This window comes from Streptomyces sp. NPDC006134 (genome assembly GCF_040628835.1).
Lineage (GTDB): Bacteria > Actinomycetota > Actinomycetes > Streptomycetales > Streptomycetaceae > Streptomyces.
The window spans coordinates 30,457-54,179 of sequence record NZ_JBEXTV010000049.1 but is presented as its reverse complement, the minus strand read 5'-3'; the positions used below and the strand labels follow the sequence as shown (position 1 = coordinate 54,179).

The window sequence follows — 23,723 nt, the reverse complement described above, 5'->3', positions numbered from 1 at the left end:
CGGGTGCCTCGACGAAGCATAGGCGCTGTCCCTGCGTCTTCCGTACGACTGCCGGGTCAGCGGAGCGACCTTGGACTGCTCGCCGGGAAGCACGATCGCGCGGCCGGCCCGCCGGCCGTCCTCGCCGGCGGCACGGTCCGCTCCCGACGGCCCCGGCCTCTCGCATCACGCCCTGAAAGCCCTTCTGGTCCTCACCCCCGCCGCACACGAAGCCCTTCCGGTCCTCACCCCCGCCGCACACCGAGGAGTCCTCCACTCATGTCCGAGCAGCCGGTACTCGTCCTGGACCCCACCGGATCCGCTCACCACGCCGAACACCGTGCCCTGCGCGCCCAGGGCCCGGCGGCCCGGGTCGACATCCTCGGCGTCCGGGCCTGGGCCGTCACCGACCCCGTCCTCCTCAAGCACCTGCTGACCAGCCCCGACGTGTCCAAGGACGGCCGTGCCCACTGGCCCGCCTTCGCCGAGACGGTCACCCGCTGGCCGCTCGCCCTGTGGATCGCGGTGGAGAACATGTTCACCGCCTACGGTGCCGACCACCGCCGCCTGCGCCGCATGATCGCTCCCGCCTTCGGCGCCCGGCGCGTCGCCGCCATGAAGGACGTCGTCGGCCGCATGGTGACCGACCTCCTCGACCGGCTGGCCGCGCTGCCCGCCGAGGAACCGGTGGACCTGCGCGAGCACCTGGCCTATCCGCTGCCCATCGCGGTGATCGGCCATCTGATGGGCGTGCCCGAGAGCCGGCGCGGCGCCTTCCGGAAAGTCGTCGACGGCGTCTTCGACACCACCCTCTCCCCCGCCGAGGCCCAGGCCAACACCGCCACCCTGTACGAGCAGCTGGACCAGCTCATCGCCGGCAAACGCCGCACGCCCGGCGACGACATGACCTCGCTCCTGATCGCCGCGCGGGACGACGAGACCGACGGCACCGGCCTGACCGGCCCGGAGCTGCGCGACACGCTGCTGCTCATGATCAGCGCCGGGTACGAGACCACCGTCAACGTCATCGACCAGAGCATCCACACCCTGCTCACCCGCCCCGACCAGCTCCACCTGGTCCGCACCGGGGCCGTCGGCTGGGCGGACGTCGTCGAGGAGACCCTGCGCCACGAACCGGCCGTCAAGCACCTCCCCCTGCGCTTCGCCGTCAAGGACATCCCCCTGCCCGACGGGCGGACCATCGCCCGCGGCGACGCCATCCTCGCCTCCTACGCCGCCGCCAACCGCCACCCCGACTGGCACGACGACGCCGACACCTTCGACGCCACCCGCTCCCTCAAGGACCACCTCGCTTTCGGCCACGGCGTCCACTACTGCGTCGGCGCGCCCCTGGCCCGCCTCGAAGTGGCCACCGTCCTGGAGCACCTCTTCGACCGCTTCCCCGGCATCCGGCTCGCCGTCCCCGCCACGGAACTGCGGCCGGTTCCCTCCCTCATCAGCAACGGCCACCGGTCCCTCCCCGTCCTTCTCCACGCCCGTTAGGCGTATCGCCCGGTGCGGCCGGCCGGGGAACCACCGCCCACGCCGGATCGTCTTTCCCTACGAGACAGGCCGTGCGTCGCGTGACCGGAAGGTGGGCTGCCATGCAGGCGAACGAATCGCCCGAGCTCGAGTCGGCCGAGCTCGAGTCGGCCAAGCTCGGCGTCCCCCTCCCGGACGGGCGGCGCATGACGCTGTCGCTGCCTCCGACGGACGCGCGGTGGGCCGCCGACGGCATCCGGGCCCTGCGCGTCGTGCCTCCGACCCACACCGGGCGGGGCCAGGAGCCCCCCGCGCTGCCGGAACGGCCCCCGCTCCCCCTGGAGGTGGCTCTTCTCGGCCTGGGGGCGTAGACGTCCCCGGCCCCGACGAGCCACCGCCGCCGACGACGGCGACCGCGTGAAGGGTGAAGTGTGAAGGCTGACGGCACCCGCCCACCGGACTGATCACCGGCTTCCGCCCACCGGGGGCGACGCGGGGCATATCCTGCCCCGGTCGTCTCTCCTCCACTCGACCGCCTGAGAGGTCCCGGTGACGGAACGCGCCGACTCGATCGAATCGATGCAGCAGCTCGCCGCGGTCTGGCGTGTCATGGTGCTCGACCGGGCCCCGGACGCGGACGTGCGCGACCTTCCGGGCATCGCCGTCCGCTGGGCCGACTGCAGGTTCGCCTTCTGGAACTGCGTCACGTTGACGGATACCGGCGCGGACGCGCGGGTGGTCGGGCGACGCCTGCGTCAGGCGGCGGACATCATGCGCGCGAAGACGCACCCGGGCTTCCTGTGGGTCTTCGAGGACCTCCTCGAAGACGGCGCACGCGCAACGCTCGACTCGGCGGCCGAAGAGGCGGGGCTCGCGTACGTCTTTCCCGGGACCGGCATGGCCGGGAACCTGCTCCCCCTCCCCGAGCCGGCCCATCCCGACCTGACGTTCGTGCGCGTGACCACCGACGAACACCTGCGCGCCTACGCCGACATCAACGCACGCGCCTACGGATTCCCCCTGGAGCACGGACGGGACGGACTCGTCGGTTCCGCTCTGTGGAAGGACCAGGTGTACGCCTATCTGGGCGTGCGGGACGGTACGCCGGTGACCTGCGCTGCGACGGTCGAGACGGAGGGCTGTCTCTTCGTCGTGCTCGTCGCCACGGACCCCGCGCACGAACGCAGGGGTTACGGCGAGGCGGTGACGCGGAAGGCGCTGTACGAGGGCGGCCGGGCCACCGGGCTGACCCGCGCCGCTTTGCACGCGACCGCCGCCGGGGCACCGGTGTACCCGCGCATCGGCTTCGAGCCGAACTCACCGATGCGCTTCTACAGCCTGAAGGCCTGATTCCACCGCCGGCCGCCGCTGCGTCCCGCACCACGTCACGGCGACCCGCTCCGCGTCACGGCGACCCGCACCACGTCACGGCGACCCGCGAGCCGCTTCGGTCCGGTGTGCCGCCGGCGAAGTAACGCTCGGCGAGCGGGTGCGGATTCCGTGCGGGGATCGCCAGGCGGACCGGGACGCGCGGGGCGTTCTTGAGCCGGAGGCGGCGCAGGCCGGGGTGGTGGTGGCGGCACATGACGGGTTCCGGGGCGACGCCCACGCCGTGGCCCGCGGCCACGGCTTCCAGCCACTCGTCGAAGTTGTCGGCGGTGCAGGCGAGCCGGGGGCGCCGGCCGGCGGGCCACAGGCCGGTGCGGGTGGTCCCGGTGATCGTGTTGACGACCAGGGGCAGGTCGGCGAGTTCGGCCCAGTCCACGACCCGGCGGCCGGCGAGGAACCCGCTGTCGCGCGCGACGACGGCCACGCGCGGCTCGTGCAGGAGGATCCGGCTGCGTACGGACGCACCGGGGGGTATCTCGCCGCGCACCACCGCGACGTCGCAGGCCCCGGTGGTGAGGCCGGCCAGCGCGGCGTCCTTGCGCACCAGGCGTACGCCCGCACCGGTGGACTGCTCGAAGGCCGTGTTCAGGGTCGCGCAGACGGCCGGGAGCTGAGAGGTGAATCCGAGCCGCAGCAGAGCGTCCTGCGCCGTGCCGCGCAGGGTGGCCTCCAGGCGGGTCAGGAGCGGGCCGAGCTCGTCGCGCAGGCGGCGTCCGGCCGCGGTGAGTTCGACGGTGCGCGTGGTACGGGCGAGCAGCCGGGTGCCGAGGGCCTCCTCCAGAGCGCGCACGGTCCGCGTGAGGGCGGGCTGGCCGGTGCCCAGGCGGGCCGCGGCGTGCGTGAAGTTCAGCTCGTCGGCGACGGCGAGAAAGCCTCGCAGGTGCCGGAGCTCGACGCTGCACAGATCCATGTCTCCCGAGCATAAATGGGCCGCTCGTGGCATTTCCCCGCAGGAGCGGACCCTGCCTACGTTCCCTCCCGGCGGCCGCGAGGGCGGCTGCCGGTGATCCTTACGGAACAAGGGAGTCGGCGGGCCGTGCGCAGAATCCGGTTGCTGATGCTGGGAGCGTTCACCTTGGGGCTGGACGCCTATGTGATGGCCGGCCTGCTGCCGGTGGTGGCCGGTGACCTCGGCACGACGGTGTCCGTGGCCGGCCAGATGGTCACCGTCTTCACGCTCGCGTACGCGGTGAGCGCGCCGCTCGTCGCGGGTCTGATGTCCGGCCTGCGTCCCCGCGTCCTGCTCCTCGCCTCGCTCGGCGTGTTCACCCTCGGCAACGCGCTCACCGCCGTCAGCCCCACGGTCACCGTGCTGCTCGCCTCCCGGGCCGTGGCCGGGGCCGGGGCCGGGGTCTATTCGGCGCTCGCCACCGCTGCCGCGTCCGCGCTCGCCGCCGAGAAGCGGCAGGGCCGGGCGCTCGCCCTGGTCATGGGCGGCATGAGCGCCGGCACGGTCCTCGGAGTCCCCCTCGGTGTGCTGATCGCCGAGCGGACGGGGTGGCGGGCCACCCTGTGGCTGGTGACCGGGCTCGGCGTGATCGCGCTGGCCGGACTCGCCGTGCGGCTGCCGCAGATCCCGGCGGAGCCGCAGGTGCCCCTGCGGGCCAGGTTCGGCGCGCTGACCGACCGTCGTGTCGCGTCGGTCGTCGGCGTCTCCTTCCTGGCGGCCGTGGCCAGCCTCGGCCTCTACACCTATCTCGCCCCCGTCCTCGCCGCGACGGGCGGCGTGCGCGCCGACGCCACCGCTCCCCACCTGTGGGCCTGGGGCATCGGCGGCGTCCTGGGCAGCGCCGTGGCCGGGCCGCTGCTGGACCGCACGGGCAAGGCCACGGCGCTCGTGACGGCCGTCATGGCGGGCCTGGTGCTCGCCGAGGGGGCGCTGCCGCCGCTCGGTGCCGTGGCCTTCCCCGCCCTCGTCCTGTGGGGTGCCGCCGGATGGGCCCTGCAGGTACCGCAGCAGCAGCGCCTCCTGGCGCTGCGCGACGGGAACGGCACGGTGGCGCTCGCCCTCAACAACTCCGCGCTCTACCTGGGCAGCGCGGCCGGCTCGGCGCTCGGCGGACTCGCCCTGGCCGGCGGGCTCCCGGCGCGGACGCTGCCGTGGGTGGCGGCGGGTGTCGCCGCGCTCGGGCTCGTCCTGCACCTGCTCACCGGTGCCCGCCGGCGGCGGGCGGACGTCCCGGCCGGAGATCCGGCCCGCTCCTGTACGTGGTGAGGGCCCGCGAGCCGGTCTCAGGGAGCCGTCCCCACGGGTGTGCGGCGTCCCCGTTGCTCAGTCGGCGCTGGTCCGGAAGCGGCGCCGGTACTCGGTCGGTGTCGTGTCGAGCCTGCGGCGGAAGGCTCTGACGAGGGTGTCGACGGTGCCGAACCCGCTGGTGCTCGCGATGCGTTCGAGGGTGGCGTCGGTGGATTCCAGCTGGTTGCGCGCCCTCTCGACGCGGACCGATTCGATGTAGGCGTGCGGTGTCATGCCCAGCTCGTTCTTGAAGATCCGGGTGAGCTGCCGGTCGCTGACGTGGGCGTGTTCGGCGAGGTGCGCGACGGTGAGCGGTTCGGCGATGTTACGCAGGATGTAGTGGCGGAGATCCTCGATGCGCCGTGTCGCGGCGACCTGTTCCAGCGGGACGCTGAACTGGCTCTGCCCGCTCGGCCGCTTCAGGTACATCACCAGTTGCCGGGCGACCCGCAGCGCGACGGCTTCGCCGAGGTCGTCGGCGATGAGCGCGAGGGACAGGTCGAGGCAGGCGCTGATCCCCGCGCCGGTCCACACGTTCCCCTCGCGGATGAAGATCGGGTCGGCGTCGACCTCGACCGCCGGGTGGTCGGTGGCGAGCTGCTGGGCGGTCGACCAGTGCGTGGTGGCCCGCTTGCCGTCGAGGAGTCCGCAGGCGGCGAGGATGTGTGCGCCGACGCAGACGGAGGTGACCCTCCGCGTGCGGGGGGCGAGCCGCTTGACCCGCTCCACCACGACCGGATCGACGAGCGCGTGCACGCGGCGGTGGCCGTCGACCTCGACCGAACCCGGCACGACGAGCGTGTCGATGCTCCTCGTCATCAGCTCACCGAAGGTGACGTCGGGCAGGACACGGACCCCGGCGGCGGTGGTGACGGGGTCCATCGTCTCGGCGGCGAGAACCACGTCGTAACCCGCCGCTTCCTCCGTCTCGCGCCGCGCCAGGGAGAACACCTCCGGCGGCCCCGTGACGTCGAGCAGGTCGACGCCCTCGAAGAGGACGATGACGATCAGTCGTTCGACGGTGTTCACAAGACCCCCCCTGGCCTCCGGCCCCTGGCCGGCGACGGCTACGCCGATGTCGGTTTCTGCATGTTAGATGACATTGCCGACGCACTGGGCCGGGCCATAGCGTCATAGGCGCAGGCAGCCGCACCGACGGGCTGCTTTCCCCGACGTCCGAATCCCAGGTGGTAATCCATGCCCAGAACGACACTGCGTCAGCTCAGCGGCCTCGACGACGCGCCCGCGAAGCTCGCCGACTCGACCCTGCTCCTGATCGACTACCAGAACACCTACACGACCGGCGTGATGGAGCTGGACGGCTGGCAGGACGCCCTCGACGCCGGCGCCCGGCTCCTGGAGCGCGCCCGCCGGGAGGGCGCCAAGGTCATCCACGTCGTCAACGACGGCGGCGAGGGCACGCCGTACGACGTCCGGGCCGAGATCGGCCAGATCCATCCGAGCGTCGCGCCCGCCGACGGCGAGCCCGTCGTCGTCAAGCAGGTCCCCAACGCCTTCCACGGCACCGACCTGGGCCGGCTCGTCGACGAGGCGGGCCGCAGCGATCTCGTCATCGCCGGGTTCATGACCCACATGTGCGTGGCGTTCACCGCTCAGGGCGCCTTCCTGCGCGGCAACCGGCCCACCGTCGTGGCCGACGCCAGCGCCACCCGTGCGCTGCCGGTCGCGGGGACGGAGGTGGACGCCCGCCAGGTGCACCTCTCCGCCCTCGCCACCATCGCCGACCTGTACGGGGTCGTCGTACCGACCCAGGAGGACCTCGCCTGATGAAGCCACTGCGTTCGGCCGTCGCGCTGTGCACCGCCGCCCTCCTGGCGGCCACCGTCGCCGCGTGCGGCGGGGATTCCGAGGCCGCCTCCTCCAAGGAGGAGCCGTCGGCCCCCGCCGCCCGGGCCAACGTCGCCAAGGACACGACGACGCTGCGGCAGCTCAACAAACTCGACGAGACTCCGGCCTCACTGTCCGACGCGACGCTCATCCTCGTCGACTACCAGAACACCTACACCGACGGCGTGATGGAACTCGACGGGTGGAAGCCCGCGGTGGACAACGCGCAGGCGCTGCTGAAGCGGGCCCGCGAGGCGGGCACCCCGGTCATCCACATCGTCGAGAAGGGCTACGACCTGAAGTCGAAGGCGGGCCAGATCATCCCGGCGCTCAAGCCCGCCAAGGGCGAACCGGTCGTCGCGAAGAGCGTCCCGAACGGCTTCCACGGCACCGATCTCGCCGAGCAGGTCGAGAAGGCCGGCCGGAAGAAGGTGATCGTCGCCGGGTTCATGACCAACATGTGTGTCCTGTTCACCACGGAGGGCGCCTTCCTCAACGGTTACCAGCCGACCGTGGTCGCCGACGCCTCGGCCACCCGGCCGCTGCCGCTGAAGGGCAACCCGAACGGCATTCCCGCCCGGCAGGTCCACGAATCCGCTCTCGCCACGGTCCAGGACCTCTACGGAGTCGTGGTGCCGTCGCAGAAGTCCCTGACCTGAGGGCCGGCGCCCTGGACAGGGCGTCGCCGGGCGCGGACGGGACGTGGTTCACAGGTACGGGCGGGTGATCAGCTCGATGGCGTGGCCCGCGGGGTCCTTGAAGTAGACACCGCGGCCGCCGTGTCCGGTGTTGGTCTCGCCCGGACGTGTCATCTGCGGGACGGCCCCGTGCTCGATACCGCGTTCCCGCAGGCGGGCGTAGGCGCGGTCGAACAGGTCGTCGTCGAGCTGGATGTTGACGAACGGTCCCCAGGACGGTGCTGCGGGACGTTCGAGGAGGTCGCGGAAGAAGCGGGCCGACCGGTGGCGGTCCTCGGCGGCGATGATCGTGTGGTTGAAGGTCACTGTCATACGGGGTCTCCGTTCGGGGCGGGCCGGACGTCGGGGGCGGGGGCCGGGGAGGTCAGGACTCCGGGGTGTCCGTGCGCAGGAAGGCCGGCCGGTCGTCACGCCAGGCCGGCACGTCCAGCGCGTTCAGCGCCGAAACGGTGCGCTTCTCCTCGTACACGAAGTGTGTCTCCATGAGGGCCGCGGTGCTGTCCACCTCGCGCCGGACCGCGTCGGGGCCGCCGGCCTCGCCGGTGCCGCGGCACCGGTCCGGTGCGGCGACGAGCGTCTCGAGCCGTCGAAGGGAGTCCTCCACCAGGCGGTGGTCGCCGCGCAGCTCCTCGGTCCCCGGGGCCGGTTCGGGGAGCTGTGCGGCGATGACGCCGAACGCGGTGCCGTTCTCACCTCGGTGCTGCCGGTTCAGGGCCGAGCAGAAGGTGAGGCAATGGGGCCGCAGCTCACGCGGTGAGGCGCCGTCGGAGAGATACGCGTCGACGTCGGCGCGCAGAGCGGCCGGCTCCTCACGGAGCCGGAGGTGGACGTCGATCAGTTGATTGCCGAACGCTTCCAGGCGCTCGTGGGATGCCACCAAGGTCGATCCCTTGGTCCCGCGCCTCCATGCCCACGACGGTCTCCTTGCCGGGTGCACTGCGACGCTGGCAGCGATTTCTACCGGCGAACGGGACACCCGTCCATCCCTCGTTCCTCGCGCGGAAGCGGCGCCCCCGTCCCGGTCGCGGACCGCCCGGCTCCGGGTGATGCGCCCGTCGGAGACGCCGAACGAGGCCACGGTCATGACGACGCCGGCCCGGCGCTGAGGTTCGGCGGTCACCGGTGTCCGGGCGCGGGAGCGGTGGGCGAGGGTGCCTGGCCGTCGTACGGCACGCCTCCGCTTGACCTTGTCACGGTGGCAAGGTCTTCACTGCGGTCGAGGAGGTGGTCCCGATGACCATGCCGGAACAGGACACGGACACGGACACGACGCGAGCGCTCCGGGGGCTGGCGAACGGCAGCTCGTCGGTGCGGCTGCGGACGGCGCTGGCGGTCGGCACGGCCCCGGACCCCCGGCTCGTCGGCGCACTCGTCGAGCGATGCGCGATCGAGCCCGAGTTTCATGTGCGCGAGATGCTCACGTGGGCGCTCACCCGCCACTCCTCGTCCCTGACGGTCGCCCGGCTCGTCGACGAGCTCCGCTCGGAGCGCGCGCAGGCACGAAGCCAGGCCCTGCACACGTTGTCCAAGATCGGGGATCGGCGGGCGTGGCCGGCGATCACACGGGCGCTTCTGACCGACGCCGACGACGAGGTGGCGCGGAGCGCCTGGCGGGCGGCGGTCGTCCTCGTGCCCGCAGGCGAGGAGCCCGAGCTGGCCGGAGTGCTGGCGACACAGCTCGGGCGCGGCGAGCGCGGGACGCAACTGAGCCTCAGCCGGGCGCTGACCGCGCTCGGTGAGATGATCCTTCCGGTCCTGCGCACCGCGATGACGGATCCCCGCCCTCACGTGCGCCGGCACGCGATCGCCACGGAACGGCTGCTGCGCGACCCGGATGCCGGATTCGAGTTCGCGATCGAGGAGGCGAAGCGCATCGTGGCCCTCGGTACGACCGGCCAGGAGGGGTGAGAGGCAGTGCTGATCGGTGATGTGGCACGGCGGTCCGGGGTCAGCGCCCGCATGCTCAGGCACTACGAGTCGCTCGGTCTGGTGCGGCCGACGGGCCGTACCGGGGCCGGTTATCGGGAGTACTCCGGCGAGGACATCCGGCGGATCTTCCACATCGAGAGCCTGCGGTCGTTGGGGCTGTCGCTGCGTGAGGTCGGGCGCGCGCTGGACGATCCCGGCTTCACGCCCTCGGAACTCGTCGACAGCCTCGTCCGCCGGACGCGAGAGCGCATCGCGGAGGAGACGGCGCTGCTCGCGCGGCTCCGCCGGATCGGTGCCGCGGAACCCGCCGGCTGGGAGGACGTTCTCCAGACCGTCGCGCTCCTGCAGGCCCTGGGGTCGGAGAACGCCGGGAGGCGCCAGCGCGCGGCCCTGTCCTCGGCCGAAGAGATCCCGGTGCCGGTGGAAGCCCTGGTCGAGGCGGTGCTGAGCGAGACGGACCCGAACGTCGCCGGAGCCCTGCGATGGGCTCTGGCCCGTTCGGGCGGCGACGGACCGGAGCTGCTGGCGGGGGGCCTCGGCTCACCGGCGGCCGAGGTGCGCGCCCGTGCCGTCCGGTCCCTCGCCGAGATGCCGGGCGGGGAGGCGACCGCGCTGCTGCGGGAGGCCCTCGCCGACTCCGACGTCATGGTGCGCAGGTGTGCGGCGCCGGCGCTCGGGGCGCGAGGAGTGGCCGACGCGGTCCCGACGCTCATCGACATGATCGTCGAGGGGGAGAACGACGTCGACGCGGCCGACGCGCTGAGCGCGCTGGCGCGCGATCCCGCGTCGGCGGACCGGATCGCCGCCGGGCTCGCCGACCGCCTCACCGGCTGCCTCGCCCAGGGCACCTTCGCGTCGTCCGCACGCCGGCGGCTGGCACAGGCGCTCGCCGGTGTCCCGGGGAGCACGGCGGCACGTGTCCTCGCGGATCTGTCCCGGGACGAGGACCGTGCCGTCGCGCTCACCGCGGCCTACGTCCTCGAGTCGCGCAAGGCACGCTGACGGTTCTTCCCCGGGTGCCCGGCACGCGCGGGCCGGCCGTCGCCGGTCACCGCCGGCGGTGCCACGGCGTCGCCGAGGACTCCGCTGCACACCGCCTTGCCGCGCCTCACCGCCGCGCGGGGCGCGTGGACGGGCCGGACGGTGCGGGGGTCCGTCGGAGCGTGGTGGGCGTCAGCGCGGACGTGTGACGAAGACCTGCCGGTCACCGGCGGTGGACGACTCCCCCAGCAGGTCCCGCGGCACCGCGTCGTACGCCACCGCGCGGCCGTGCGCGTCGAGGGTCGGATCGGACGCCGGCCGCTGGTTGACGGTGCCGTCGGGCCGGGCGGTGACCAGGTCCGTGCGGCCGGTGCGCAGATCCCGCAGGTAGATCACCTGGAGCGGGCCGCGGGGTTCCCTCTCCTCGGCCGCCACGAAGACGATGTGGCGGCCGTCCGCGCTCAGGCGGCCGGTGTGGGTGGCGAACTGCGGCTTCGGACCCAGGATGTGGCGCAGCGTCCCGCTCCTCAGGTCCTTGAGGAAGACGTCGCCGGTGTCGTTGGTGCCCCGGGGCTGCAGGGTGCGGCACTTGAAGCGGAACACGACGTGGCGGCCGCCCGGGCTCATCACGGGGTCGCTGACCCCGTACTGGGCCGGATCGTCCACGCACTCGGGATCGACTCGCACCCGTTCGCCCGTGCGGCGGTCGAACGCGTAGACGTGCGTCTCGCCGTCCTCGGGGTCGTCCGCCCCGGGGTCCGACGCCAGGTAGGCGAGGTGCCGGCCGTCATGGCTCAGGGTCGGCGACGCGATCCACTGCTCATCGCCGGCCGCGGGATCGTCGAACCACTCGCCGGTGCCCCGCCCGAGGTCGCGCAGGCGGATGAGAGAGCGTCCACCCGGGTCCTGCGCCGGCCGGGCCGTGAAGGTCACGTACCGTCCGTTTCCGCTGATGGCCGGCGCGTTCGCGCTGTTGAACCGGGCGTGGACGCCGTCACTGACCAGTTCGGTGCGGTCCGTGCGCACGTCGTACACATAGGCCCGGGTCCCGTCCAGCGTCGGGAAGGCCACCCGCATGCCGTCGGCGCTGATGGAGGGGGCGATGTACGGCCCTCCCCTGTCCATCCCCTCGGTCAGGTCGCTGGCCCAGTGCACCCGCCCGGTCCGCAGGTCCTTCACGTAGACGTCGTAGGCGTCGTCGGTGTCGCCGGGCGCCAGATTCGAGGCGCCTGACCAGAAGGTCACATAGCGGCCGTTGGCACTGATCGCGGCGTACTGGCTCTGTTCGTTGCCCAGCACGTCATCGGACGTGACGTTCACGTATTCCGTACCCGGCTTCAGCTCCAACGCCCCTGCGGGCGCCGTCTGCGCGGCCGCGCACACCACCGCCACGGCGCCCACGGCAGCCGCTCTCCACCCAAGACGCATTCTTCCCCCGGTCGACACGTCTCCCCCGGCCCTGCGGTCAGGGCTCGCCCTCATGCAACCGGTTCACAGACGCGCCGTCAATGCGCTCGTCGCCGTACGACGCGGAGGTCCGGCCGAGCGAGGTGAGGGCGCGATCACCGGCGAGGTGGTGCCGCCGGTGCCGCGACGGGCGGCGCGCCGGCCGCGCGCCGCCACACCCCGGACCGCCACGCTCCGAACCACCACAGCCCGGGTCACCGGCCGGTGTTCCCGGCTCGGAACGCTAGGCGAGCACCTCGTCCATGGACTCCTCCCGCCAGCGGCGCAGGAGTTCGTGGAAGGCGACAGCGCCGTGCGGGTAGGCGATCGGGCCGTTGGGGCGGCCACGGCCTTCCCTGTTGTAGTAGCCGGGGGTGCACTCGGCGTGGAACCACTCGTGGTCGGGGGCGTCCTGCGCCAGGGCGGCGATCCAGGCGTCCTCGGCCTCGCGGGACGGTTCGATGAGGGCGCCCTTGGCCTCGGCGGCCGCGACGAGGGCGGCGGCGTGCACGGCTTGCTCGTCCAGGATGTGCGTGTAGTTGACGCTGCTGGCGTTCTGCAGCGAGCCCATCTGGATCAGGTTCGGGAAGCCGTTGCTGGTGAAGCCGTGGAGGGTGCGCACGCCGTGCCGTGCCCACACGTCGAGCAACTGCTCTCCTCCCCTGCCGTGGACGGGCAGCCTGCCGGAGTGGACGCCGGAGACACCGACGGAGAATCCGGTGGCGAAGATCAGGCAGTCGAGTTCGTACACCGTGCCGCCCACCACGACGCCGTCCTCGGTGACGCGTTCGATGCCGTGGGTGTCCGCGGTGTCGACCAGGGTGACGTTGCTCCGGTTGAACGCCGGGTAGTACGTGTCGGAGAAGGTGGGTCGCTTGCAGGCGTACCGGTACCAGGGCTTGAGCTTGTCCGCCGTCGCCGGGTCCGTGACCGTCCGCTCGACGCGGGCTCGCACCTCGTTCATCTTGGCGGCGTCGGCGGCCTCGTAGGCGGCTTCGAACTCCTTCCGGTCGCCGGGCGGACGGCGGAAGCTCGGCAGCAGCTTCTCCAGGAGGGCCGCGGACGACGTCCACCCGTCCGCCACGAGATCCTCGTCGAACGCCTCGCCCGAGACGATGCGCAGGAAGTTCTCGCGGCGTTCGCGGGCCCAGCCCTCGCGGTCCGCGCCGACGTCCCCGGCCGTGGTGCGGCGGTTGGCGCGCACGTCCACCGTGGAGGGGGTGCGCTGGAAGACGTAGACGTGCTTGGCGTCCTCGGCCAGCACCGGGATGACCTGCACGCCGGTGGCGCCGGTGCCGACGACGCCGACGCGCTTGTCCGCGAGCCCGGTCAGGCCGCCTTCCGGGGTGCCGCCGGTGTAGGCGTAGTCCCACCGGGACGTGTGGAAGGTGTGCCCCTTGAAGTCCTCGATGCCGGGTATTCCCGGCAGTTTCGGCTCGGTCAGGGTGCCGGTGGCGGTGATGACGTACGTCGCCCGGAACTCGTCGCCGCGGTCGGTGGCCACGATCCACGTGCGGGAGGCCTCCTCCCAGGTCAGCGCGGTGACGGTGGTGGAGAACAGGGCGTCCGCGTAGAGGCCGGACTTCCGCGCGATCCGTACCGCGTGGCTCCGGATCTCCTCGCCCGGGGAGTACTTCCACTCCGGTACGTATCCGGTCTCGTCGAGCATCGGCAGGTAGACGTGGGACTCGATGTCGCAGTGGACGCCCGGGTACCGGTTCCAGTACCAGGTGCCGCCGAAGTCACCGCCCTTGTCGATGACGCGGACGCGCCGCACGCCCTGTTGACGCAACCGGGCCCCGGCGAGGATGCCGCCGAACCCGCCGCCGACGACGGCGACGTCGACGGTGTCGTGCAGCGGCTCGCGCTCGGCCGGCTCTCCCACGTACGGGTCGGCGGCGTAGAAGCCGAACTCGGCGTCGGTGCCGACGTACTGGCGGGGCCCGTCGGGCCGCACGCGCCGCTCACGCTCGCGGCGGTAGCGCTCCCGTAGCGCGGCGAGCTCGTCGGGGGCCGGCTTCTGAGGGGGTGCCATGTGGGGGACCTCGATTCTCTCCGTCTGCTCTGCCCGCTCCGCCCACTCCGCGGGGGCCGGTTCGTCCGTGAGCCGGCGAACTCCCTTCGCGCCGAGCGGTCTTGGCGTACCGTAGCAACAACCGGACAGCACTGTCCGGTTAGGGTGCGAGAGCACGACGCCCTCCGGACAGGAAGAGTGATCCCGCATGCGACGACTCCGGACCCGGTCCCTGGCCGTTCTCACCACGCTCGGCGCGCTGGCCCTGGCCGGATGCGGTACCGGCACGCACGCCTCCGGCGGCGAGGCGGCCCCCACCACCGCGGGCAGGACCATCACCGCCCGTGAGTTCATGCGGCTGACCACGGTGCACGAGGAGACCGGGATGACCCTGCTGGAGGGGCCGGTCTTCGGCAAGGACGGCCGGCTGGTCGTCGTCGACGTCACCGCACCCGCCTCGGAGCCGAAGGTGATCCGCGTCGACGTGCGGAGGAAGGAGGCGCGGAAGATCTTCACCGACAGCCGGGGGGCCTACACCTCGGCCCAGTTCAGCCCGTACGACGGACGGCTCTACCTGTCCGACTTCGCCCACGGCGAGATCGTCTCCCTGGCCCCCGACGGCAGCGGCCGGCGCACCTTCTTCGCCGGCGAGGTCGACGGTGCCCGGATGCGGCCCGACGACATCGCCTTCGACCAGGACGGAAACCTGTACGTCAGCGACTCCCTCGGCCTGTCCGAGGGCGAGGCGCGCGGACGTGTGGTGCGCATCGACCGCGACGGCCGGAACGCCACCGTCCTGGCCGACGGCCTCGCCGCGACGAACGGCATCTCGTTCGACGTGGACTACCGCGGGCTGTGGTTCAGCGAGCTGACGGAGAACCGGATCTCCTACCTTCCCGTCGGCGAGCGGGCCGGGACGACCGGCCGGCACACGGCCATCCGCGTCGACGGCGGCATCGCCCAGACCGACTCGATCGCCGTGGACGCGGACGGCAACCTGTACCAGGCCCTGCACGGGCGGCCCGCGATGGCCGTGTACGACCGGTACGGCGAGCGCCTCGCGACGGTGGAGGTCCCGGCCCGTACCGAAGGACTCGAGTCGGCGACCAACGTGGCGATCACGCCCGGCGGGACCAAGGCGTACATGACCGTCAGCGGACCCGCCGGCGGGTACCTGTACACCTTCGACGCGCTCGCGGAAGGCGTACGGCAGTCCAATGGCGGCTGACGCCGCCCGGCCTCATCCCTCGTAGGGCCGCACCGGTCCCACCGTGATGCCGAGCAGCCGCCAGGCCGCCAGCGCCCGGCGTTCGCGTTCCTCCTGGGTGGGGCCGGTGACGGCGCCGGAGACCATGGCGACGGCGAGCATGAGGTCGTCCGGCGTGTCCGGAGCGCCCAGGCGGTGGCCGTCCGGCAGACACCTCCGCAGGGCGCGCTCGACCCGGTCGGACAGGTCCCGGGCACACGCGTGGGCGTGGAAACGGCCGCTCGTCCCGTCGGCGTGCAGGAGGCCGATGAAAGCCGCCGACTGCGCCAGATGCCAGGTCACCACGCCCAGGACCCCGGCGAGGGTCGCCCCCTCGGCCGCGGCCGCCCGCTCGACCTGGCGCACGTTCTCCTCCAGGACCGCGGCCGCGATGGCGTCCCGGTCGGGGAAGTGCCGGTACAGCACGCCCTGCCCGACCCCGGCCCTGCGCGCGATGCCGGACAGCGGAGCGTCCAGACCGTGTTCCGCGTAGATCTCCCGGGCGGCGGCAACCAGAGCGGCCCGGTTGCCGGCGGCGGCCTTCGGCCCCCGGTTCGCGGGCCTCCGCTCGTCCGGCGTGGGGTGCTGGGTCATCCGGACAGGGTAACGGGACGACGACAGGAGCTCGGTACCCGGTACGAGTCGCCACCACCCCCCTCCGCAGCTCTGCCCGTCCCTCCCCTGCCCCACGGCCCGGCCGGCCGGCAGAGTGCGGATGTGCGTTGATCTCCCGGGCGGCGGCCCCGCGCCGCCGCGGACGGTGCAGGGCGCCTCGCGCGAAGGGTGCCGCCCCAGCAGGCATACCCGTCATCGACTCAGCGGAGATCCACACCGTGACTGCTCAGCAGCCTCTCACCTACGACGCGTTCGTCGAACTCGCCGCCGATTCAGCCGTCGTCGGCCTCGTCCTCAAAGGTTCCCGGGCCCACGACGGCATGATCACCCGGTACTCCGACCACGACCTGTACGTGGTCATCGCCGATGACGCCACGACCGGTCTCACCCGGTTCGCGGGCCACCGCACCGCCGGCCTCGACCTCGTCGTCGTCTCTCTCACCGAGTTCCGTGCGGCCGGGATGCCCGGTTTCGAGCGCTACGCCCTCGCCCGTGCCCGGATCGTGCTCGACCGGCTCGACGGAGGCATCGCCCGGATCCTCGCCGACAAGGCTCGCCTGGATGCCGACGAGGCATTCCGGGACGCCAGTGGCTGGCTCGACGCCTACGCCAACTCGCTCTACCGCTCCGTCAAGAACCACCGGGACGGCCAGGCTCTCGCCGCTCGCCTGGACGCCGCCGACAGCATGCGGTCTCTGCTCGAGCTGCTCTTCGCTCTCGACCGTCGCCCCCGCCCCTACAACAAGTACCTGGAGTGGGAGCTCGGCCGGCACCCGCTTCCGGGCTGGGACACCGGCGTGCTGCTCCGTGCCGTGGACCGCGTCTCGGCGACAGGCGACGTGTCCCTGCAGCGGCACCTGTTCGCCCTGGTCGAGGCGGCGGCCCGAGGGGCCGGGCATGGCGAGGTGCTGGATGCATGGGGCGAGGACCTGGACCTCATGCGTCCGCGGCAAGGGGACGGAGAGAACCCCCTGCGACCGTGACCCGCGTCCGCAGGCGATGCCGTGACGTGTCCTCACAGGCCCTGGGCCACCAAGGTCCATTCGTGCACCTTCAGGTGGCCACCGCCAGGGATACGCCGAGCCTCGGGAACTGCAGCAGGCGGGCGGGAAACGGCTGGGCGCCCGCCGGCACGCTGCCCCACGGATCACGCAGAAGTACTGCTCATCGCCGGAGGACGAGCCGGTGTCGGTACCCCGCGCGGCATCCCGCTCCGGCTCCGCGACCGCGTCCAGGCCGCCGTCTGCGCCCACCGCCACGGACTGGCGACATGGCGTCCGGCGCCCGGGGCCACCGCCGCAGTGTTGATCAATCGCCGGGCGCACCATAGGTTGCGGTCCATGACGACCGTACGGATCGGCGTGATGTACGACCGTGACTGGGCCCCGGAGGGGCTGCCCGGGTTCGCGCGGGAGGCCGAGGCGCTCGGGGTGGACGACCTCTGGGTGGTCGAGGACCTCGGGTGGAACGGGGGTGTGTCCGCCGCGGCCGTGGCGCTGGGGGCGACCGAGCGGATGCGGGTCGGAATCGGGATCACGCCCGCGCCGCTGCGCAGTCCGGCGCTGCTGGCGATGGAACTGGCCACGCTGGCACGGGTCTTCCCGGGCCGGCTGGTGGCCGGGATCGGGCACGGGGTGCGGGAGTGGATGGTCGCGGTCGGTGCCGCACCGCGCTCGCCGCTCGCCCTGCTGGAGGAGACCATCGGCTCGGTCCGTGCGCTGCTGCGCGGGGAGCAGGTCGAGCTGGAGGGCCGGGAAGTGCGGCTGGACGGCGTGCGGTTGGTGCACCCGCCCGTGGAGCCGCCGCCGGTGGTCGCGGGCGTGGTGCGGCCCCGTTCCCTGGAGCTGTCCGGGCGGGTCGCGGACGGCACGGTGATCGCCGAGGGGCACGGGCCACGTGAGGTGGAGGCGGCGCGGGCGCTGGCCGAGAAGGGCGGGGCCGGCCCCGGTCACACCCTGACGGTGCTCGCCTTCTGCTGCGTCGGCGACGATCCGCGGCAGGTGGCGGAGACGCTGCGGCCCCAGGTGGAGGGCCAGGGCGCCTGGCTCGGACGCCCGGCGGAGGAGATGTTCACCGTCTCCGGCCGGGCCGGGGAGGCCGCCGACCGGGTCCGGGAGCTGGCGGCGGCCGGGGCGGACACGGTCGTCCTGCGGGTGGCCGGGGCCGAGCCGGTGCGCCAGCTCGGCCGCGTGCTGGAGGCCCTCGGCCGCTGAGAAGCCGCCGAGGAGCCGTTGAGAAGCCGCCGAGGAGCCGATGAGGAGCCGATGAGGAGCCGCCAAAGAGCGGACCGTGTCGCGGGTCAGGCATGGGCGAGCAACAGGCCGGCGAGTGCCGCGGGCTCGGTGATCATCGCGTCGTGACCGGTCGGCAGTTCGTGGACGCGGGCCGGTTCGCCGCCTGGCCGGGTCTTCGGAACGGGGCGCCGGGTGATGCCGTCGGGGCCGTCGCCGACGCAGTGGATGTGGACGCGGGGTATCAACGCCTGGGCGGGGTTGTCCAGTTCGGCGGACTGCTGGAAGCAGCGGGCCGACTCGTCCACGAGCGTGGTCTTGAGCCAGGCGATGTCCTCGGGGTCGGTGACGCCGAACAGGCCGGAAGGCGGGGGGAGTACGGCCTGACCGAGCTGGGTCGCACCCTTCGGGAGGCGGCTCGGGTGAAGGGCGCCCAGGTGTGCTGTCCCGGAACGTTGGTGACACGCGTGCTGGGTGCTTGAAGAGGTGAGGGCCTTCTGGGTTCGGTGTGGATTGCGGTATCCACCGCCGGGCGGAGCCCGCACCGAGCCCGACGGCCGCGGCCTGGGCCGGTCCCGGGGAGGCTTCACCACCAGGATTCATCTGGCCTGCGAGCAAGGCCAACGGCCGCTTTCTTCGCTGGTCACCGCAGGCCGGCGCGGTGACGGTCCTCAGTTCGCCACCGTCTGGGAGGCATTCGAGTCCCCCGCACCGGACCGGGGCGGACGCCACCAGGTTCGGCGAACCCGCCGTCCGCTTCGAAGGCACCGTTCCGATCACCGCGATCGGCGCATGGTCATGACCGGTCTGAGCTGCCGGTTCCCCATGCGATGCTGTCCGCGGCCAGGGCCGGCAGGGGGGAGAGAGGCGACGACGGGGCTCAGTACCACGGTGCCGGCAGTGGGAACGGAGGCGTCCAAGACGGCTCCGGGGCCGTGATCCCGCCAGGCGCGATAAAGATCGACTGCGCCTGTGAGAGGCTCTGGAACGGTCTCGGTCTCATGGAGCGGCCTCAGTCCAGGAAATCCTTCCAGAACGGCACGGTTGCCCGTGGGGCCCAAGGCGCGTCATCGTCGGCCTCGCCGAATTCACGGTCGATGTAGTCGGCCAGATCCTGGCCGTAGCAGATGATGTCGGTTCCCCACAGCGACAGGACAGGATGTCCCCAGGTGCCGCGACCGGCGGGCAGAAAACGGTGGGCGTGGACGGGAACGAGTCGTGGCGCCCGGGCGAGCACCGCCCGGGCCACCTCCACGGCCTCCTCATCGGTTGCCGGACGAGCCCCCAGAGCCGGGTGCCAGCGGCCATGGCCGACATCACCCAGCACTTCGCGCACCGGCCACTCCAGCCGATGGCGCAGATCGTCCGGTTCGGCGTGGCGCCAGTCGGGCCAGGGCTGCTCCCATGTCGCGCCTTCCTCGGGAGGCGAGGCGACCGGCAGCCCCACGGCCAGAAAAGCGCGATGATCTGGGGAGAACTCGAACTCGTAGGTCGTCTCGATCCGGCTGAACTCCTCTTCGCCGATCCCCGGAGCCATCTCGCAGCAGCCCGCCTCCGCCGGCCGCCGCGCGGCCTCCGCGCCCAGCCGGGCACCATCGGCGTCGATCACTCCGGCACCGTACACACCATGCGCGCGCGACATCGCGCCTTTCGGTCCGCGACGCCGGCCGCCGGACGATTGCGGGACAGCCGTTGAAGAGGGTCACAGAAGGCTGTGTGCGAGGTTTTCCCCTTGTGCAGGGGGGACGGCTGCCTGAGCCGCCCTTGCCTGGCGGTTTCGTCCATGCGGTCGTTCGTGTCGGGGACACGGTGCGCCGTCCGGCCTCGGCTCGCACGAGGTTCGTGGGTGATCTGCTGAGGTTGCTCGAAGCCCGTGGCTGGAGTGGTGCTCCGCGGTATCTCCGTGTGGACGACGAGGGCCGTGAAGTCCTCGGTCACCTCGCGGGGCATGGGGCATGGGAGCCGCGACACCCTGCTGCTGTCTCATCCGACGGGAGTCTGGCAGCGGTCGCCCGGCTCGTGCGTGAGTTCCACGGCCTGGCGGTCGGCACCCCGCCGGCCGGTGGCCAAGAGGTCGCGTGTCACAACGATCTGCCGCCGAAGAACACGGTCCATCAGCTGTGCGGGGGCGAGCTCCGTCCGGCGGCGTTCATCGGCTGGGACCTCGCTGCACCGGGCGCGCGGATCCACGACATCGCTCATGTCTGCCGGCAACACCTCGATCCGGGCCCTTCGGTCACCGACGTCGCGGAGGCAGCCCGGCGCATGAGGCCGGTCGTTGACAGCTACGAGTTGTCGGGCCGGCGCTGTCTCGCGTCCACGGTCCCGTGGTGGCAGGACCGGTGCCGGCGGGGCGTCGAGTCCCAGGCGGATGCGGGTGACGCCGCTATGGCCCGGCTTCGTGGCGCTGGGGCGGTGAGGCAAGTCCGGACGGCCTGTCAGTGGATTTCCGGTCCCCGGGGTGTGCTGGAGCGCTCAGCGCGGTGAGCGCGTGAGTCCGGATCCGTCGGGTCGCTCGCCGCCCGGATCGAGGCCCGCTTCGGCCGGGCGTGCTGCCGGCTTGCCCGAACCCTTCACGCCACCGGAGTCATCGAGAGGTCCGTCGGCCGGTCCGTTCCTGTGGTCGTCCACGAGCTCGGGTACCACGAGGCGACCGCCCGGCGGGCCGAGGCCGCGAATCCGCCAGGTCTCGCCGAGGAGTTCACCGCCCGGGTCCGCAACGGCTGAGGGATTCGGACAGTTCACCTGCCCGGCTCCACCATCAGGCCGGCCGGGCGGCGGCCGGGCCGTCGTGCGTTCGCTCGCCCAGCGGGGCCGGTCCGGCCGGGCGGCGGCCGGAGAGCGCGCCTCGGTAGCGTCGCACCACGTCGGCGTAGACCTTCGCGCTCGGCTTCGGGCGGCGCTCGAACGTGGCGCGGTCGACCTCGTGGAGGCCGAGTTGAGCGCCGTACCCGAAGATCCACTCGAAGTTGTCCCTGAGCGTCCAGTGGCAGTGGCCGAGGACGGGAGTGCCCGCGCCGGCCTCGGCCACGAGTCCTTCGACGGCGGCGGGGACGAAGGCGGCGCGCTGGGTGTCGTCCGGCGTCTGGATGCCGTGCTCGGTCACGAGGACCGGCACCCCCGCCACCTCGTGGGCATACCGTACGGCGCCGGCGAGGGAGCCGGGCGCGAGGGCGGTGCCCATGCCGTTGAGCTCGCCGTCGGCCGTCACCTCGCCGTCGGGGCCGTGCACGATGCGCTCGTAGTTCTGCACGCCGACGAAGTCGTCGTGGCGTGCCTCGCGCCGCCAGTGGTCGTACACGGCGGCGCGCTTGGCGTCCAGTACCTCGGCGGTCCGGGCCGGCAGGCGCGCGGAACGGGCGAAGTACGCGGTGGCGGCCAGGCAGGAGGAGGTCATCGCCCGGCCGGGGTCGTCCGCCGGTGCGGTCGGGTCCAGCCAGGCGCCGAACTGGAAGCCCTCGCCCCAGACGCGGCCGGGCCCGGCGATGCGGTCGACGGCATCGACCCACGCCCGCATGGAGGGGTACTGGGCGCGCAGCACCCCGGTGTCGCCGTAGCGCTCGTACAGCACCCAGGGGACGATGACCGCCGCGTCGCACCAGCCGGCCATCGGCGGGTTGCCGGGCGGCAGGGGCACCGGGGTGGTCACCGGGATGTCGGGGCTGAACACCGGGGGGTGCCCCGTTCGTCGGCGGCCAGGCCGCGCAGCCAGGAGCGCAGGAAGTCGCGGACGTCGTAGAGGAAGGCCGCGGTGGGGGCGAAGACCTGGACGTCGCCGGTCCAGCCGAGACGCCCGTCGCGCTGGGGGCAGTCGGTGGGTACGTCGACGAAGTTGCCGCGCATCCCCCACACCACGTTCTCGTGCAGACGGTTCAGGGACGGGGCCGAGCAGAAGAACCAGCCGGTGCGGCGCAGGTCGCTGTGGAGGACCACGGCGGTGACGTCGGCGGGGTCCGGGGCGCCGGGCCAGCCCTCGACGTCCGCGTAGCGGAATCCGTGGAAGGTGAAGCGGGGTTCCCCTTTCCTCGCCCGCCGGGTCGCCGCGCAGGGTGTAGCGGTCGGTGGCGCCGGCGTGCCGCAGGGGACGTGTGCACAGCTCGCCGTTTTCCAGGACCTCGGCGTGGCGGAGGGTGATCGTGCGGCCGGCCTCGCCCCGGACGCGGATGCGCAGCCGTCCGACGAGGTTCTGGCCGAAGTCGAGGATCGTGCGGCCGGCCGGTGAGGTGGTGAGGGCGACCGGTGCGACGTACTCGGTGCGGCGTACCGGCGGGCTGCCGGCCGGGAAGAGCACGGACGTGTCGGACTCCACGACCTCCACCGGCTCCCACGCCGAGTCGTCGAAGCCGGGTTCGCTGAATCCCGTCCACTCGCGGCGGGCGTCGTACTCCTCGCCCTCGTACAGGCCGGCGGCGAGGACGGGACCGGGGCTCCAGCGCCAGTCGTCCCCCGGTGGCGGCGGTGTCGGCGGAGCCGTCGGCGTACTCGATGCGCAGTTCGGCGAGGAGGCCGGTGCGGTCGCCGTAGATGCCCGGGTGCCGCCGTTGAAGCCGAGCAGGCCCCGGTACCAGCCGTCGGCGAGGTGGGCGCCCCAGGCGTTGCGGCCCTCGCGGACCAGTCCGGTGACGTCGAAGGTCTGGTAGCGATGGCGGTGGCGGTAGCTCGTCCAGCCGGGGGCGAGGACGTGGTCGCCCACCACCGTGCCGTTGAGTTCCAGTTCGTACACGCCGAGGGCCGTGACCAGGAGCCGGGCCGACCGCACGGCCGGCCGTGCGGCGTCTCCAGTAGTACGTCAGCCTGATGACGAGGGACGTGGCGACGAGGTGAGCTCCGCCTGCCACGCCCTGCCCGTCCTCGGGCGTGAGTCCCTGCCGGTGGTTCGTCGCCGAGCTGATCGCCGGGCATCCGCCGGCCGCGGTGACCGGCAGCGGCCGATGGCCCATCACCGATACCGCCGGCCACGGACTCCGCGGACTCCGCGCCCTCCACCGGGACCGGCACGGCTTCCGCCGGGCGGTGCTGCCCGGTTGCACCGGCCTGGACGTGGCCGGCGAGGCCGTACGACTCACCCACGAGAGCGCCCGGTTCGCCCACGAGAGCGCCCGGTTGCCGCGGCCCTGGCGCGGACCGGCCCCGAGCACACGGCGGCCCGCGAACGCGCCCGGCGGGGCGCTGGACACCCTCGCGGCCCGGCTCGGCGCGACCGTGCCGCCCGTGGACCGAGCCGTGGACCGAACCACCGAGCCCTGGACCGAACCGGGCGAGGCGCCGGTGCCGCAGTGGCCGCAGGCCACAGGAGCGCTGGGTGTCCCGGTCATGGCTGCCTCCGGCGGCGCCGACCGGCACCGGCGCTGTCCGTTCCTGGAGCGGTACCGGATCCCCGGCCTCGCCCCGGGCGTGCTCCCCGAGGAGGGGGAACGACGGGCGCGGGCGCTGCGAAACGGGCAGCCCGCCGGGCGCCGGATACGGACGCACCTCCCGTCCCCTTCCTCCCGTATTCCGCCGGCGATCCCGGTGATTGCGTATGAATGATCCACCGAGGCAGGACGATTGGCCTCACGAAACCGGGCACCCGAGCCGTACGGAAGATCCTTCCGCGCAATTGGCCGGAAACGCGTTGCGGGCCCCCGAC

21 protein-coding genes and 3 pseudogenes are annotated in these 23,723 nt (G+C 72.8%); 13 read left to right on the top strand and 11 right to left on the bottom strand.

Annotation, left to right across the window (positions count from 1 at the left end):
- Positions 1-258 precede the first annotated feature (258 nt).
- The 3 genes from ABZ340_RS27475 to ABZ340_RS27465 all read left to right on the top strand — a co-directional run bounded on the left by ABZ340_RS27475 (position 259) and on the right by ABZ340_RS27465 (position 2,811).
- Positions 259-1,482, top strand: coding sequence for a cytochrome P450 (locus ABZ340_RS27475; protein ID WP_358784506.1), 1,224 nt, complete (start codon positions 259-261; stop codon positions 1,480-1,482).
- A gap of 101 nt (positions 1,483-1,583) precedes the next feature.
- On the top strand, positions 1,584-1,832 hold the full coding sequence (locus tag ABZ340_RS27470) for a hypothetical protein (protein ID WP_358784505.1): 249 nt from the start codon (positions 1,584-1,586) through the stop codon (positions 1,830-1,832).
- Positions 1,833-2,010: 178 nt separating this feature from the next.
- Entirely contained in the window at positions 2,011-2,811 is an 801-nt protein-coding gene (locus tag ABZ340_RS27465; protein ID WP_358784504.1) for a GNAT family N-acetyltransferase, read from the top strand.
- A gap of 55 nt (positions 2,812-2,866) precedes the next feature.
- On the opposite strand, the gene ABZ340_RS27460 is transcribed toward ABZ340_RS27465, so the two are convergent.
- Positions 2,867-3,760, bottom strand: a complete 894-nt coding sequence (locus ABZ340_RS27460; protein WP_358784503.1) for a LysR family transcriptional regulator — start codon at positions 3,758-3,760, stop codon at positions 2,867-2,869.
- A gap of 126 nt (positions 3,761-3,886) precedes the next feature.
- On the opposite strand from ABZ340_RS27460, the gene ABZ340_RS27455 reads away from it, so the two are divergent.
- Positions 3,887-5,065, top strand: a complete 1,179-nt coding sequence (locus ABZ340_RS27455) for an MFS transporter (RefSeq protein ID WP_358784502.1) — start codon at positions 3,887-3,889, stop codon at positions 5,063-5,065.
- 57 nt (positions 5,066-5,122) lie between these two features.
- On the opposite strand, the gene ABZ340_RS27450 is transcribed toward ABZ340_RS27455, so the two are convergent.
- Positions 5,123-6,115 (bottom strand): helix-turn-helix domain-containing protein, encoded by a 993-nt coding sequence (locus ABZ340_RS27450; RefSeq protein ID WP_358784501.1) that lies wholly within the window; start codon positions 6,113-6,115, stop codon positions 5,123-5,125.
- 168 nt (positions 6,116-6,283) lie between these two features.
- On the opposite strand from ABZ340_RS27450, the gene ABZ340_RS27445 reads away from it, so the two are divergent.
- Positions 6,284-6,874: a cysteine hydrolase family protein gene (locus tag ABZ340_RS27445; protein WP_358784500.1), complete on the top strand. Its 591-nt coding sequence runs from the start codon at positions 6,284-6,286 to the stop codon at positions 6,872-6,874.
- Complete coding sequence (locus ABZ340_RS27440; protein WP_358784499.1) at positions 6,874-7,593, top strand: cysteine hydrolase family protein; 720 nt, start codon at positions 6,874-6,876, stop codon at positions 7,591-7,593. The genes ABZ340_RS27445 and ABZ340_RS27440 overlap by 1 nt, the downstream gene beginning before the upstream one ends.
- A 48-nt stretch (positions 7,594-7,641) precedes the next feature.
- On the opposite strand, the gene ABZ340_RS27435 is transcribed toward ABZ340_RS27440, so the two are convergent.
- Positions 7,642-7,944 carry a VOC family protein gene (locus ABZ340_RS27435; RefSeq protein ID WP_358784498.1) on the bottom strand — a complete coding sequence of 101 codons (303 nt, stop codon included), beginning with the start codon at positions 7,942-7,944 and terminating at the stop codon, positions 7,642-7,644.
- A 52-nt stretch (positions 7,945-7,996) separates the two neighbouring features.
- Positions 7,997-8,509, bottom strand: coding sequence for a hemerythrin domain-containing protein (locus ABZ340_RS27430; RefSeq protein WP_358784516.1), 513 nt, complete (start codon positions 8,507-8,509; stop codon positions 7,997-7,999).
- 356 nt (positions 8,510-8,865) lie between these two features.
- Between ABZ340_RS27430 and ABZ340_RS27425 the strand changes: the two genes are divergently transcribed.
- Together ABZ340_RS27425 and ABZ340_RS27420 are read left to right on the top strand one after the other, a co-directional pair.
- Positions 8,866-9,540, top strand: a complete 675-nt coding sequence (locus ABZ340_RS27425) for a HEAT repeat domain-containing protein (RefSeq protein WP_358784497.1) — start codon at positions 8,866-8,868, stop codon at positions 9,538-9,540.
- Positions 9,541-9,546: 6 nt separating this feature from the next.
- The gene (locus tag ABZ340_RS27420) at positions 9,547-10,563 is read left to right on the top strand and encodes a HEAT repeat domain-containing protein (RefSeq protein WP_358784496.1); all 1,017 of its coding nucleotides are present in this window, start codon (positions 9,547-9,549) and stop codon (positions 10,561-10,563) included.
- 171 nt (positions 10,564-10,734) lie between these two features.
- On the opposite strand, the gene ABZ340_RS27415 is transcribed toward ABZ340_RS27420, so the two are convergent.
- Both ABZ340_RS27415 and ABZ340_RS27410 read right to left on the bottom strand, forming a co-directional pair.
- Positions 10,735-11,943: a hypothetical protein gene (locus ABZ340_RS27415; RefSeq protein WP_358784495.1), complete on the bottom strand. Its 1,209-nt coding sequence runs from the start codon at positions 11,941-11,943 to the stop codon at positions 10,735-10,737.
- Between the two features lie 289 nt (positions 11,944-12,232).
- On the bottom strand, positions 12,233-14,023 hold the full coding sequence (locus ABZ340_RS27410; protein WP_358784494.1) for an NAD(P)/FAD-dependent oxidoreductase: 1,791 nt from the start codon (positions 14,021-14,023) through the stop codon (positions 12,233-12,235).
- 187 nt (positions 14,024-14,210) lie between these two features.
- Here ABZ340_RS27410 and ABZ340_RS27405 point away from each other — a divergent pair, with 187 nt between their 5' ends.
- Complete coding sequence (locus tag ABZ340_RS27405) at positions 14,211-15,230, top strand: SMP-30/gluconolactonase/LRE family protein (RefSeq protein ID WP_358784493.1); 1,020 nt, start codon at positions 14,211-14,213, stop codon at positions 15,228-15,230.
- A gap of 12 nt (positions 15,231-15,242) precedes the next feature.
- Here the strand turns inward: ABZ340_RS27405 and ABZ340_RS27400 are convergent, their stop codons facing one another.
- A complete protein-coding gene (locus ABZ340_RS27400; protein WP_358784492.1) occupies positions 15,243-15,842 on the bottom strand; it encodes a helix-turn-helix domain-containing protein in 600 nt (199 codons plus the stop codon).
- Positions 15,843-16,081: 239 nt separating this feature from the next.
- Here ABZ340_RS27400 and ABZ340_RS27395 point away from each other — a divergent pair, with 239 nt between their 5' ends.
- Both ABZ340_RS27395 and ABZ340_RS27390 read left to right on the top strand, forming a co-directional pair.
- Positions 16,082-16,846, top strand: a complete 765-nt coding sequence (locus ABZ340_RS27395; protein WP_358784491.1) for a hypothetical protein — start codon at positions 16,082-16,084, stop codon at positions 16,844-16,846.
- A gap of 357 nt (positions 16,847-17,203) precedes the next feature.
- On the top strand, positions 17,204-18,076 hold the full coding sequence (locus tag ABZ340_RS27390) for an LLM class flavin-dependent oxidoreductase (protein ID WP_358784490.1): 873 nt from the start codon (positions 17,204-17,206) through the stop codon (positions 18,074-18,076).
- Positions 18,077-18,162: 86 nt separating this feature from the next.
- Here the strand turns inward: ABZ340_RS27390 and ABZ340_RS27385 are convergent, their stop codons facing one another.
- Positions 18,163-18,402 carry a hypothetical protein gene (locus ABZ340_RS27385; protein WP_358784489.1) on the bottom strand — a complete coding sequence of 80 codons (240 nt, stop codon included), beginning with the start codon at positions 18,400-18,402 and terminating at the stop codon, positions 18,163-18,165.
- 253 nt (positions 18,403-18,655) lie between these two features.
- On the opposite strand from ABZ340_RS27385, the pseudogene ABZ340_RS27380 reads away from it, so the two are divergent.
- Positions 18,656-18,769: pseudogene (locus ABZ340_RS27380) on the top strand (IS5/IS1182 family transposase); the annotation flags it as partial.
- A 337-nt stretch (positions 18,770-19,106) separates the two neighbouring features.
- Here the strand turns inward: ABZ340_RS27380 and ABZ340_RS27375 are convergent.
- The 3 genes and pseudogenes from ABZ340_RS27375 to ABZ340_RS27365 all read right to left on the bottom strand — a co-directional run.
- Complete coding sequence (locus tag ABZ340_RS27375) at positions 19,107-19,703, bottom strand: hypothetical protein (RefSeq protein WP_358784488.1); 597 nt, start codon at positions 19,701-19,703, stop codon at positions 19,107-19,109.
- A 1,152-nt stretch (positions 19,704-20,855) separates the two neighbouring features.
- Positions 20,856-22,088, bottom strand: a pseudogene (locus tag ABZ340_RS27370) (family 1 glycosylhydrolase); the annotation flags it as partial.
- Positions 22,089-22,136: 48 nt separating this feature from the next.
- A pseudogene (locus ABZ340_RS27365) lies at positions 22,137-22,817 on the bottom strand (family 78 glycoside hydrolase catalytic domain); the annotation flags it as partial.
- A 134-nt stretch (positions 22,818-22,951) separates the two neighbouring features.
- Here ABZ340_RS27365 and ABZ340_RS27360 point away from each other — a divergent pair.
- Positions 22,952-23,623 carry a hypothetical protein gene (locus tag ABZ340_RS27360; RefSeq protein WP_358784487.1) on the top strand — a complete coding sequence of 224 codons (672 nt, stop codon included), beginning with the start codon at positions 22,952-22,954 and terminating at the stop codon, positions 23,621-23,623.
- Positions 23,624-23,723: the final 100 nt, after the last annotated feature.

Bases quoted from the DNA above. Each gene is read 5' to 3' on its own strand.
- ABZ340_RS27445 (WP_358784500.1), top strand. From the start codon at position 6,284: ATGCCCAGAACGACACTGCGTCAGCTCAGCGGCCTCGACGACGCGCCC.
- ABZ340_RS27470 (WP_358784505.1), top strand. From the start codon at position 1,584: ATGCAGGCGAACGAATCGCCCGAGCTCGAGTCGGCCGAGCTCGAGTCG.
- ABZ340_RS27460 (WP_358784503.1), bottom strand. From the start codon at position 3,760: ATGGATCTGTGCAGCGTCGAGCTCCGGCACCTGCGAGGCTTTCTCGCC.
- ABZ340_RS27390 (WP_358784490.1), top strand. From the start codon at position 17,204: ATGACGACCGTACGGATCGGCGTGATGTACGACCGTGACTGGGCCCCG.
- ABZ340_RS27425 (WP_358784497.1), top strand. From the start codon at position 8,866: ATGACCATGCCGGAACAGGACACGGACACGGACACGACGCGAGCGCTC.
- ABZ340_RS27475 (WP_358784506.1), top strand. From the start codon at position 259: ATGTCCGAGCAGCCGGTACTCGTCCTGGACCCCACCGGATCCGCTCAC.
- ABZ340_RS27435 (WP_358784498.1), bottom strand. From the start codon at position 7,944: ATGACAGTGACCTTCAACCACACGATCATCGCCGCCGAGGACCGCCAC.
- ABZ340_RS27410 (WP_358784494.1), bottom strand. From the start codon at position 14,023: ATGGCACCCCCTCAGAAGCCGGCCCCCGACGAGCTCGCCGCGCTACGG.
- ABZ340_RS27400 (WP_358784492.1), bottom strand. From the start codon at position 15,842: ATGACCCAGCACCCCACGCCGGACGAGCGGAGGCCCGCGAACCGGGGG.
- ABZ340_RS27440 (WP_358784499.1), top strand. From the start codon at position 6,874: ATGAAGCCACTGCGTTCGGCCGTCGCGCTGTGCACCGCCGCCCTCCTG.
- ABZ340_RS27405 (WP_358784493.1), top strand. From the start codon at position 14,211: ATGCGACGACTCCGGACCCGGTCCCTGGCCGTTCTCACCACGCTCGGC.